The sequence below is a fragment of the Pseudomonas cuatrocienegasensis genome, from assembly GCF_900110925.1.
Taxonomy (GTDB): domain Bacteria; phylum Pseudomonadota; class Gammaproteobacteria; order Pseudomonadales; family Pseudomonadaceae; genus Aquipseudomonas; species Aquipseudomonas cuatrocienegasensis.
Map to the genome: position 1 here is coordinate 141,146 of NZ_FOFP01000014.1, position 9,075 is coordinate 150,220.

The window sequence follows — 9,075 nt, forward strand, 5'->3', positions numbered from 1 at the left end:
GAGGGGCGTGGCGTGAATCTATCTGCGCCTTTTATCCGTCGCCCGGTCGCGACCCTGCTGCTGAGCCTGGCGATACTGCTGCTCGGCGGCGTGAGCTTTGGCTTGTTGCCGGTGGCGCCGCTGCCGCAGATGGATTTTCCGACCATCACCGTGCAGGCCAGCCTGCCGGGGGCCAGCCCGCAGATCATGGCGTCCAGCGTGGCTACGCCGCTGGAGCGCTCCCTGGGTAGCATCTCCGGCATCAGCCAGATGAACAGCCGCAGCAGCCAGGGCAGCACGCGGATCATGATCCAGTTCGACCTGGACAAAGACATCAACGGCGCCGCCCGCGAGGTCCAGGCCGCTATTAACGCTGCCCGTGAACTGCTGCCCAGCGGCATGCGCAGCATGCCCACCTACCGCAAGGTCAACCCGTCTCAGGCGCCGATCATGGTGCTCTCGCTGACCAGCGAGGTGCTCGACAAGGGCCAGCTGTATGACGTGGCCTCAACCATCCTGGCGCAGAAGCTTTCCCAGGTGACGGGGGTCGGCGAGGTGCAGATTGGCGGCAGCTCGCTGCCTGCGGTGCGCGTCGCCCTGGAGCCGCGCCTGCTCGACCAGTACGGCATCGCCCTGGACGAGGTACGCCAGGCGATTGCCGCCGCCAATGCCAAGCGTCCCAAGGGCGCCGTGGAAACCGCCGAGCGCCACTGGCAGGTGCAGGCCAGCGACCAGTTGGAAAAGGCTGCTGACTACCAACCGATGATCATCCGCTACCAGGATGGCGCCGCCGTGCGCCTGGGCGATGTGGCGACCATCACCGACGGCGTCGAGGACCGCTACAACAGCGGCTTCTATAACAACGAGCAGGCGGTGCTGATGGTCATCAACCGGCAGACCGGGGCGAACATCATCGAAACCATCGCGACCATCCGCGAACAGCTGCCGGAGTTGCGCGCAGTGATCCCGGCGAGTGTCGACCTGGCCGTGGCCATGGACCGCTCGCCGGTAATTCGCGCCACCCTGCACGAAGCCGAAAACACCCTGCTGATTGCCGTTGCCCTGGTGATTCTGGTGGTCTTTGCCTTCCTCGGTCGTTGGCGCGCCGCGCTGATTCCGGCGCTGGCGGTGCCGGTGTCGCTGGTCGGCACCTTCGCGGTGATGTACCTGCTGGGCTTCTCCCTGAACAACCTGTCGCTGATGGCGCTGATTATCGCCACCGGCCTGGTGGTGGACGACGCCATCGTGGTGCTGGAAAACATCTCGCGGCATATCGAGGACGGCGAGCCGCCGATGCAGGCGGCGTTCAAGGGCGCCCGCGAGGTCGGCTTTACCTTGCTGTCGATGAACGTCTCGCTGGTGGCGGTGTTTCTCTCCATTCTGTTTATGGGCGGGATCGTTGAGCGCCTGTTCCGCGAGTTTTCCATCACCCTGGCGGTGGCCATCGTGATTTCCCTGCTGGTGTCCCTGACCCTGACGCCCATGCTCTGCGCGCGCTGGCTCAAGGCCGAAGACCCGCAGCGCACGCCGAATCGCATGGAGCGCGTCGGTGGCCGCGTGCAGGAGAAGGTGCTGGCGTTCTACGGGCGTAGCCTGGACTGGGCGCTGCGCCACTCGAAACTGATGCTGGCCAGTTTGCTGGCGACCATCGCGCTCAACGTGTTTCTGTTTATCAGCGTACCCAAGACCTTTATGCCGCAGCAGGACACCGGCCAACTGATCGGCTTTATTCGCGGCGATAACGGCCTGTCTTTCCAGGTCATGCAGCCGAAGATGGAGATTTATCGTCGCGCCGTACTCGCTGACCCGGCGGTGGACAGTGTGGCGGGTTTTGTCGGCGGCGGCGGGGGGATCAACAACGCCTTTATGATCGTGCGCCTCAAGCCAATTGCCGAGCGCCGCGGCGACTCCGCTCAGGATGTGATCAACCGCTTGCGGGCCACCGCACCCAAGGTCGCCGGCGGGCGAATGTTTCTGATGGCCGATCAGGACCTGCAAATCGGTGGACGGGAAGGGCGCAGCTCGGAAAACGAGTACATGCTGCTGTCCGGCGACCTCGACGAACTGAAACGCTGGCTGCCACGGGTACGCGAAGCCCTGCGCGCGCTGCCACAACTGACCGATATCGATGCCCGCGAGGCCGACGGTGCCCAGCAGATTCGCCTGGTGGTCGACCGCGATGCGGCGGCGCGTCTGGGCGTGGACATGAGCATGATCACCGCGGTGCTGAACAACGCCTTCAGCCAGCGTCAGGTGTCGACCATCTATGACAGCCTCAATCAGTACAGCGTGGTCATGGAGATCAACCCACGGCTGGCGCAGTACCCGGAAACCCTGAATCAGATTCAGGTTATCGGCGAGGACGGCGTACGTGTGCCGCTGTCGACCTTCGCTCGCTGGGAGCTCAGCCTGGAAGAGGATCGGGTCAACCACCAGGGCCAGTTCGCCTCGGAGAACATCGGCTTTTCCCTGGCCGAAGGCGTGTCGCTGGAAGAGGCGACCGTGGCCATCGAACGCGCCGTGGCTGAACTGAGTCTGCCCACCGAGGTTCAGGGCATACTCGGCGGGACCGGCGGCGCCTTTGCCCAGACACAACAGAACCAGCCGTTTATGATCCTCGGCGCGCTGCTGGTGGTGTACATCGTGCTGGGCATTCTCTACGAGAGTTACGTTCACCCGTTGACCATCCTCTCCACGCTGCCCTCGGCCGGCGTTGGCGCTTTGCTCGCCCTGCAATTGCTCAATACCGAGTTCAGTCTGATCTCGCTGTTGGGGCTGTTTTTGCTAATCGGCATCGTCAAGAAGAACGCCATTCTGATGATCGACCTGGCCTTGCAGCTTGAACGCCAGGACCGTCTGAGCCCGGAAGATTCAATTCGCCAGGCCTGCCTGCTGCGCTTCCGGCCGATCATGATGACCACCCTGGCCGCGTTGCTGGGCGCCTTGCCGCTGATGCTCGGCAGCGCCGAAGGCTCGGAAATGCGCCAGCCGCTGGGTATCACCATCGTCGGCGGGCTGATCCTCAGCCAGTTGCTCACGCTTTACACCACCCCGGTGATCTACCTCTATTTCGACCGCCTGCGCCACCGCGTCAACCGCTGGCGCGGCGTGCGTACCGATGCTGCCCTGGAAAATCCGCTATGACGTCCATGCCCGTTACCATCCCGCGCCGTCTGTTCACCCTGCTGGCCCTGAGTCTGGCGCTGGCGGGCTGTACCCTCGGTCCGGACTATCAACGTCCGGACTTGACCACCCCGGCGCAGTTTCGCCAGGCCGAAGGCTGGACCCAGGCGGCGCCCAGCGACGCCCTGGCACGCGGCGCCTGGTGGGAGCTATATGGTGATGGCGAACTGAATGCCCTGGTCGGCCGGCTGAACGTCTCCAACCAGAGCCTGGCCGCCGCCGAAGCCCAGTATCGCCAGGCCCGCGCCCTGGTACGCAGCGCCCGCGCAGCCTTTATGCCCACGCTGTCGAGCAGTGCTGGCGTGACCCGAGCCGGGCAGGGCGGAGGTGACAGCACGCTGCGCACCTCGGACGGCTTCTCCGTCAGTGGCTCTGGCGCCAGCATTTCCAAAAGCTACGACCTGAGCCTCAATGCCGCCTGGGAGCTGGATGTTTGGGGCAAGCTGCGCCGCGGCCTGGAGGCCAATCGTGCCGACTTCCAGGCCAGTGCTGCCGACCTTGCGGCGGTGCGCCTGAGCCTGCAGAGCGAACTGGCGCAGAACTACCTGCAACTGCGCGTGCTGGATGAACAACGGCGCCTGCTCGATGCCACGGTCGCGGCCTACACCCGGGCCCTGAAACTGACCGAGAACCAGTACCGTGCGGGCATCGTCCCACGCTCGGATGTCAGCCAGGCCCTGACCCAGCTGCGCAGCACCGAAGCCGATGCCATCGACCTGACATGGCAGCGTGCCCAGCTCGAACATGCGATTGCCGTGTTGATCGGCGTACCGCCCAGCGAGGTCAGCATCGCCGTGCGCGAGCAACTGCCCAGCCTGCCTGCAGTGCCCCAGTCGCTGCCCTCGCAATTGCTCGAACGCCGCCCTGACGTGGCCGCTGCAGAACGCCGGGTGATGGCCGCCAATGCGCAGATCGGCGTGGCCGAAGCGGCCTGGTACCCGGACCTGACACTCTCTGCTTCGGGCGGCTATCGGGGCAGCAGCTTTGCCGACTGGGTCAGCCTGCCCAATCGCTTCTGGTCCCTGGGCCCGGACCTGGCCTTGAGCCTGTTCGATGGTGGCACGCGTAGCGCCGAACTGGAGCGTAGCGAAGCCGCCTACGACCAGACCGTGGCCGAATACCGCCAGGCCGTACTCGACAGCTTCCGCGAGGTGGAAGACTACCTGGTGCAATTGCGTGTGCTGGAAGAGGAGGCGGTGGTGCAACAACAGGCGCTGGACGCGGCTCAGGAGTCGTTGCGGCTGCTGGAGAATCAGTACCGCGCCGGGACCATCGATTACAACGCGGTGGTCAGCATACAAGCCACGGCCCTGAACAACGCACGCACGAACCTGACACTACTGGGCAGCCGGCTGACCGCCAGCGTGCAATTGATTACTGCCTTGGGTGGCGGCTGGGACAGCGCCTCGCTGAGCGAGGCGCCCTGAGTGGCTCAGGCGCTCATAGCAGCGAGGCCTTAAGGCGGCAGACCGAACATGCTCTTTCCGGTCTGTGCCCTATAACGCTCAAGAGACTTTGAAGCGCTGTACGACATCAAGAAGCTTTTCATTGGATGAGGCCAGCTCCGCAGTTATTCTCTCGCTCTCTGCACCGCCAGCCACCAACTCTTGAACGATGTTTCTCACGGCTACCATGTTCTGATTAACTTCGTCGGCGACGACACTTTGCTCTTCGGCTGCCGTGGCTATCTGGGTGCTGAGGTCATTAATACGAACGATGGAATCCGCCATTCCATCAAGCCCTATGTTCACCTTGGCCGTATTATCAGCAGTAGCCATGCAGCTTTGCTTGGTCTTATTCATTGCCGCTACTGCCGCCACCACACCATCCTGCAGCCGTGCCAACATCTCGTTGATCTCGGCTGTACTGGCTTGCGTACGCCCGGCGAGTGCGCGCACTTCGTCAGCTACGACTGCGAATCCTCGACCCTGCTCACCTGCCCGAGCGGCTTCAATAGCGGCATTGAGTGCTAAAAGGTTCGTCTGGCCGGCGATCTCACCAATGACCCCCAGGATCGAATTGATGCGGTCGGCATCCTTCTCCATTGTTTCGACCTTTAATGTCGTGACGTCAACCTCATCGATCAGGCTGCGTACACTTGAGGTTGCTTGCTCCACTACGTTTTTTGACTGACGAGCATCTTCACTGGCAGAGCGAGTCATGCTCGCAGTTTGCTCAGCATTGCGAGCAACGTCTTCGGCAGTCGAACTCATTTCCGTGATCGCGGTTACAGCTTGATCTGTCTCAGCAGAGTGGCGGGTAAGAACCTCATTAGCCACACGGGAATGTCCACGCATCTGATTGATACCTTGGCCGATGATGCGCGAGGCCTCTGAAAGCTCAGCGATCATCTTCTGGAGATAAATGATGAAGTTGTTCACGGACTGCCCGACCGCACCGACTTCGTCATCAGCATGTATGACGATACGCTTGGTTAAGTCAGCGTCACCGGTCGAAAGCGTGTCGATATTCGTCTTGAGTACAGCCAATCGCTTCATGAGTTGACGTAAAGCAAAAGCCATCAGAATAACTAGAAGCACCACCATCGGAATTTGCAAGGCCGCTAGCGTGCTAAGCACTTTACTGCTTTGAGCTCTAAGAATATTTGTGCTTTGAGCAATGGCCATAAACCACGGGGTGCCCTCTATTGGCTGCACAAACAAAGTGAAGTCGTCTCCGTCCTTGTTTAGGTAATGGCTCTCGACTAATTTGCTCGCTGTCTCTTTTAGTGATGCTTGCACAGCAGCTGTAAAAGGCGAGTCTTGGGCGAAATCCGACAGGTTCTTCAATATGATGTCGCCCGGAATCTTCGGGTTCTTGCTGAGAATCGTCCCATCTTTCTCGACAATCATCAGATCAGCATTGATCTCAGCTTGCTTCTTCGCGACCAGGTCGTTGAAGAACCCAAGGGTCATGTCAATGGTCGAAACCCCATATAGAGCACCGTCTTTGCGGATTGCCATGGCACAGTTGGTCCGCGGTTCTGGGCTGGCATCGTCGCGGTAAGCTGTAGCCCAATTGCACTCGCCCGCGGGGGCTTGCAATCCGCCCAGGTACCAGGACTGCTCAAAGTAATTCTTGGCTTCGGGGGAATTCCAATGTGTATTCTCAATGAGTTTCCCACTGGCGTCACGGTGATAGAAGGTGCTGTGCTTGGCTCGATCCGCTGTACGCTTATTAGGTAAAGGCCAAATGCCGCCACCAAATACCTTTGACTCCCCGTACTGGTTAACCAGCGAGGGCATGAGCGTATCAATATTGGGACTTTCCAAGAGTGGTACTGTTTCAGTGATAACGCGTTGCTGAGCCTGGATTTTCGCCAGCTCGGTCTTGATGACTTCACCAATCTTGCCACTTTCGTTAAGCAACTGGTGCTCATCAGTAGTTGTCAGGCTTGGTGCGATGAACAACTTGATTCCCGCCACAGTCAGAGCGGCAGTAATCAGTACGAAAACAAGAAGAATAGCGGTGTAACGTGCCTGAATAGTTTTCAGCATAACGGTCTTCCCCCCAAATTTTTTGATTGGCGCCATACGGTGCTCTTATTGCCATGGCATTTATTCAGATAGACCTGCACAGCGGGTGTGGCGCCTTGCCATACAAGTCGGGATGAATAAAATTACGCAATCACAAAAGCCGGTACAGTTAAACTGCTGCAGTTTTATTACAGCCTTGACCAAAGCCTGACCGAGACCAGGGACGTGGTTTTTCATGCGGTGCTAATGACCCCACTCCGATTTTCTAGACGCATGCTCAAGAGCCTCGTCGAGGCTTTGTTTTTTCATGCGTTTTTATTTTTAGGGAGACTAAGACTTTCGGAGTACATCTATTCGCTATTTGGCATGCAATCAGGATTATCGCAACTGATTAATCCATGCAAAGACAAAAAAGTTGCGTATTTTTTCAATTTTACGTATTTTTTTAAAATCATTTGACGCACTGACTACAGCGCTAAACCAGGGTATGAGAGTGCTGAAAAAAGCTATCCGTTGATGAACGCGAGCACTACAGGGCAAGCTACCCCTGTGCAGATTGCCCTCTAAACAGGGGGCAGCAGACTATGCTGTTACCTCGGGTGAGTGCTTCTGGAATGAGTCGCCAGTCGAGCAGGCAGCCGGGGCCGTCTGGAGCTGAACTCAAACCATTGCTCTGTTGCTTGTGAGTCCTAGGCCAAGACGAACAGGCAATCACGCTAGAGCGATGTTACCGATGCAACTGGTTGCTGATGTTGATATCAAGGCAGTCTTCAATCACATTAGCCATGAAGTGCTGCCGATTAGGTGCCTGCTTCAGATTCTGCAAGCGGCGCGGAGCGCGCTAGGGGCTAGCCACCACGAGGTCCCACTCTGATATAAATACACCGAGGCTGTATCACGTGAAGCGCTTGCTCGGCTGAGGGCCCTTGGGAGTCGTCCGATAATTTCCCGGCCGAGCGCGGAAATCGAGCGCAAGATCTATCTCTCCAAAGTGGAGATAACATCCACTCATAAGCGCTCACTACTGCGCAACTTCCTCGGCCTCTTTAACCTTACTGCCATGACATTAGCACAGTCTTTATTAATAGTTGTCGAGGCACACTCATGGAAAGCTATCAAGTATCACAGCACGCGATGAAACATGTGGACAGCGCCTCCGAGCACTTCCTGCTGCATGGCAATCAAATGGAAATACTGCCCGGCGGGGAAGGTAAATTCGATTACAGCAAACGAATATGCATGCTCGGGCATTCATTCGTCGGATGTTCCGTGAGTGCTTCTGGCTGGGGATATCTGGTACGCAATGAGATTGATGGATTCCTGATATCAATACCGCACTCAGGCTCGCTGCAATGGCGGAGCACATCGGGTCGTTTCAACGCTGAAGCAGGCTCGGTAATTCTTACGGACCAAAGAGAAATAAAAACGGCTCGCTACTCTGCAGGTGTCACGTACACCAGTGTATATATAAGCAATTCCGATGTATACAAGTGCATGGCTTTACTTTTAGGCCGTCCACCGAAAACCAGGGTTGTATTTCTCAGTAATTCAGGCGAACTATGGGTTGCTCAGTTCATTGTTAGCGCGGTTGACAACATCATAAGATATGGTGCTCACTCAAGCACCCCAATACAATCTGTGATGCAGGCGCTAAAGGAGGGGTTGATCATGTTTATCCTGCATAGTTTTAAAAATAACTATTCTCAGGTGCTTAATGATCCAAAGACTATTGTGCAACCCTCGCCGCACTCTATAAAGATTGCAGCGGAACTGATGTCAAATAACTATGACCCTGGGCTGACAATAAGTGAAGTTGCCATACATGCGGGTCTAAGTATCAGGGCTCTGCAGCTAGGGTTCAGGCGTTTCAAAGATACAACGCCTATTGCATTCTTGCGGTCTGCAAGGTTGAACAAGGCGCGCACCATGCTGCTGGCCTCTGATTGCACTAATACATCAAAGGAAATTTCAGAGCTCTGCGGCTTTTCTAACTATTACTTGTTTTGCAGGTATTATTCAAAAACATTTTTTGAACACCCGAATACGACGCTTGCGAAATCAAGTGATCCTACGGTCCTTGAGGATACGCCAAGGGCATCACGCTGGCTGAATTAACCCTAGGCCGTAGGGTTTCTTGCCTTACTTCCCCTAACACGTCTACTTGGCATCTGAAGGCCAAACGCCCATGTGCTTTACATCGCCCGTGGTAGATGCTCCTCGCCAGTGACGCTAGTTTGAGACCGCCGCTGCCTGCGCGTCGTCTTGCGTCGCCCGGGCGCTGTAGACTGTCTTAGGATAAGCCTGGGCGTTAGGCTGCTGTATCGCCTGCCGGCATAAGCAGCGTAAGCGCTCCATAACCCCCATCTACAAATGACATGCAGCACCCTTGATGCTGAGCTCCCATTTCTTGCTGGAGCTCACCCTCATGATGCGTCCC

Annotated in this window: 4 protein-coding genes and 1 pseudogene; 3 read left to right on the forward strand and 2 right to left on the reverse strand. The window is 57.6% G+C overall.

The annotated features are described in order from the left end of the window. Window positions 1-12: 12 nt before the first annotated feature. Window positions 13-3,123, forward strand: a complete 3,111-nt coding sequence (locus BMW49_RS18270; RefSeq protein ID WP_069522104.1) for a multidrug efflux RND transporter permease subunit — start codon at window positions 13-15, stop codon at window positions 3,121-3,123. Continuing rightward, window positions 3,120-4,589 (forward strand): efflux transporter outer membrane subunit, encoded by a 1,470-nt coding sequence (locus BMW49_RS18275; RefSeq protein ID WP_069522106.1) that lies wholly within the window; start codon window positions 3,120-3,122, stop codon window positions 4,587-4,589. The genes BMW49_RS18270 and BMW49_RS18275 overlap by 4 nt, the downstream gene beginning before the upstream one ends. Before the next feature lie 78 nt (window positions 4,590-4,667). Here the strand turns inward: BMW49_RS18275 and BMW49_RS25670 are convergent, their stop codons facing one another. Both BMW49_RS25670 and BMW49_RS25675 read right to left on the reverse strand, forming a co-directional pair. Continuing rightward, window positions 4,668-5,513 carry a methyl-accepting chemotaxis protein gene (locus tag BMW49_RS25670; protein ID WP_371850902.1) on the reverse strand — a complete coding sequence of 282 codons (846 nt, stop codon included), beginning with the start codon at window positions 5,511-5,513 and terminating at the stop codon, window positions 4,668-4,670. A gap of 18 nt (window positions 5,514-5,531) precedes the next feature. Then, window positions 5,532-6,695, reverse strand: a pseudogene (locus BMW49_RS25675) (cache domain-containing protein); the annotation flags it as partial. A 1,047-nt stretch (window positions 6,696-7,742) separates the two neighbouring features. Here BMW49_RS25675 and BMW49_RS18285 point away from each other — a divergent pair. Continuing rightward, on the forward strand, window positions 7,743-8,753 hold the full coding sequence (locus BMW49_RS18285) for a helix-turn-helix transcriptional regulator (RefSeq protein ID WP_083251849.1): 1,011 nt from the start codon (window positions 7,743-7,745) through the stop codon (window positions 8,751-8,753). Window positions 8,754-9,075 lie beyond the last annotated feature (322 nt).